The sequence below is a fragment of the Methanospirillum sp. genome (assembly GCF_028679455.1).
GTDB lineage: Archaea > Halobacteriota > Methanomicrobia > Methanomicrobiales > Methanospirillaceae > Methanospirillum.
Genome location: NZ_JAJRBM010000310.1, coordinates 1 through 2,594, shown reverse-complemented (window position 1 = coordinate 2,594; position 2,594 = coordinate 1). Strand labels below are relative to the sequence as shown.

Here is a 2,594-nt window from a genome sequence, read left to right as displayed (position 1 = left end):
CTGCTTCCCACCGGTGAGCGATGCAACCGGGTATTTCTAGTAGGTATTCTGGCCGAGAAGAAGAAATCGGAAGGAGATGCAGTATTTTATCAGATCAAGGTGAAAGATCCGAGTGGTCTCTTCTTTGTCAGTGCAGGAAGTTACCAGCCAGAAGCAATGCACCAGATTGCTTCAATCGAGACCCCCACCATAGAAGGAACACATACCTATGTTGCCGTTATCGGGAAACCAAACGTCTTCAAGGCGCCTGATAACCGGGTGCTGGTTTCAGTGCGGGCAGAATCGGTGGCAGCGGTGAACAAATCAGTGTATGACTGCTGGATTCTTGATGCTGCTACCCGGACACTGGAACGTCTGGATACTGAAGGTGAGAGTCCTGATTTGGTGAAAGCAAAGGAGATCTATACCCAGACATCAGATGTCTGGAGACGGATGGTCCATGAAGCCCTGAAAGCGATAGAGATCTAATAATCGTAATAAAAGGAGAGTGTTTTTCAACCGGATTACGCTCATCCTCCTGTATTAATTTCTGTGATATCAGGAGAACGGGAACCGGCCGGTTATTTATTTCGTTCCCATTCCTCAAGGACTTCTGAACCCTCAACAAAGGCAAGCCCGTGCTTTTTGGCATATCGCATTGCCTCTTCTTTTGATAGGGCTAGCCCGCTCTCATCATCAAGCATCTCACAGATACTGATCGTCGGGTTGATACCAGCCATCTCTGCCATGGCTACCGAGAGTTCGGTCTGGCCGTGTCGTTGATCCAGAAGTTTTTCTGCTGCAATGAGCACAGGCATATGACCGGGAGTTCTGAACTGCTCCTTGAACACAACAGGTTCCCCATCAAGAGTATTCCTGACAACCTGAGAGAGAGCATTCACCGTGAGGGACCGGTCCTTATCAGTGATTCCGGTAAAGGTATTCCGGTGATTCACCCAGAGTGAGAATGAAGAGTTGTTCGAAGGATCATAGGGAATGTCTCCGAGTTGTTCAACCATGGCACAGTTTTTCAGTACATCCCTGGCAAACGGCAGCCCCAGTTTCTTCGCTGCCGCAAACGGAATTGCGGTACATATCAGACCACCGGCATCATGACGCATCCGGCAGATATCCCGATGAGTTATCTGATCTGATCTCATGGCGAGATCGGTCTCACGCTCCCGGTTATCAAAGTCATAGAGCAGTACCATCTCACCTTTTCTGAGCGCTTCGAGCGCTTCTACAATCATAATGACACCTCAATCACGACCTCATCCCCATCCTTCAGATTCAGTTCACGCCGCAACCCAACCGGAGCAATCACTTCAACCAGAGCTTCAGGATAGTGTGATCTTCCTGGAACTATGATCCCGCAGGGAATCGTATGTATCATACAAGGCAGGCATCGTACCTGTCCAAACGTCCTGCCTTCTGATTCAAAGCCATCAACAAGAAACCAGTCTGCAATCGTCAGACGTTTCCGCCGCTGGATTGCCACCGGTGAGAGCCTGAGATTGAGTGTTCCCGGATACGGAGCAAAACCCAGGATCTTCTCAAACTGCTGCATATACTGTCGAAGGCTCATGTAATACGCTCCCTCACCCAGCCCTGATTCTACTGTTCCCGGGAACTGATACTGCTTCTGCTTCCCCCCAAAAAGTCTGTAATAATCGCAGTATTCGGCCCGAAGCGCTGACTCCCCATCCTCACTCACCATTACCTGTTGACCGTCAGCAACGAGGGTACGTTTGATCAGGTTCTGCTGCTCCAGTGACTTGAGCCGGCGGGACGCAGTCTGGGGACTGATACCAAGTTCTCCGCCAAGGATTTGAGAATTGAGAAAGAGCGGATCATGAAGACCGCCCTGAAGAGCGATGTGCTTCAGACACTCAAGATCTTCAGGCTCTATCATAAACTCATATATGAGAGGGATATTATTAATGCGTTGTCATCTTTGAGGGCCATAACAAAAATGAGATCTGATCCGTCGGTAAACAACGAAAAAAATCCCCAGAGAAGAGAAAATTCGGGTTACAATCTACCGTATAACATAGTCATATCGTAGATTTTTTTCTGAAGAATCGGATTAAAATGAGTGGAATTCATACGCCACAGCCAGTTTCCGGCATTAGTTCCAGGCAGATTCATCCGGGACTCCATACCCAGATTCAAAACATCCTGCATCTGGAGAATCACTGTATTGCCTACACTCATCATAGCCAATCGGATCAGTGCCCAGTTGGCATTATCGACTGAGATCTCCCTCCCTAGATATGCAGACAGATTCTGTTTCTCTTCTTCTGATGCTTCAGCGAGAAACCACCCGAGAATCGGGGCATTATCATGCGTACCGATATAGACCACACAATTTTGAGGAATATGATGAGGAATATACGGGCTCTCCGCGATACCAGGACCAAATGCAAACATCAGCACTTTCATTCCGGGTAACGAAAACTCACGTATCATCTCCCTGACATCTGCGGTGATAATGCCCAGATCCTCAGCGATGATCGGCAGATAGGCAAACCGCTTGTTGAGAGTTTTCAGAAGATCAAATCCTGGTGCAGACACCCACCTGCCAGTGACAGCCGTTTCAGATCCTGCAGGGATCT

General features: G+C 48.5%; 4 protein-coding genes. 1 reads left to right on the top strand and 3 read right to left on the bottom strand.

The window, feature by feature from the left end:
- Positions 1 to 468, top strand: a 468-nt coding sequence (locus tag LUQ50_RS10665) for a nucleic acid-binding protein (RefSeq protein WP_300039817.1), incomplete at its 5' end; no start/stop codon positions are given.
- Between the two features lie 92 nt (positions 469 to 560).
- On the opposite strand, the gene ribB is transcribed toward LUQ50_RS10665, so the two are convergent.
- The 3 genes from ribB to LUQ50_RS10650 form a co-directional block, all read right to left on the bottom strand.
- Positions 561 to 1,229, bottom strand: coding sequence for a 3,4-dihydroxy-2-butanone-4-phosphate synthase (ribB, locus tag LUQ50_RS10660; protein WP_300039816.1), 669 nt, complete (start codon positions 1,227 to 1,229; stop codon positions 561 to 563).
- The gene (locus tag LUQ50_RS10655) at positions 1,226 to 1,891 is read right to left on the bottom strand and encodes a DUF120 domain-containing protein (RefSeq protein ID WP_300039815.1); all 666 of its coding nucleotides are present in this window, start codon (positions 1,889 to 1,891) and stop codon (positions 1,226 to 1,228) included. The genes ribB and LUQ50_RS10655 overlap by 4 nt, the downstream gene beginning before the upstream one ends.
- A 119-nt stretch (positions 1,892 to 2,010) precedes the next feature.
- A partial coding sequence (locus LUQ50_RS10650) for a 4-alpha-glucanotransferase (RefSeq protein WP_300039814.1) occupies positions 2,011 to 2,594 on the bottom strand: 584 nt, incomplete at its 5' end.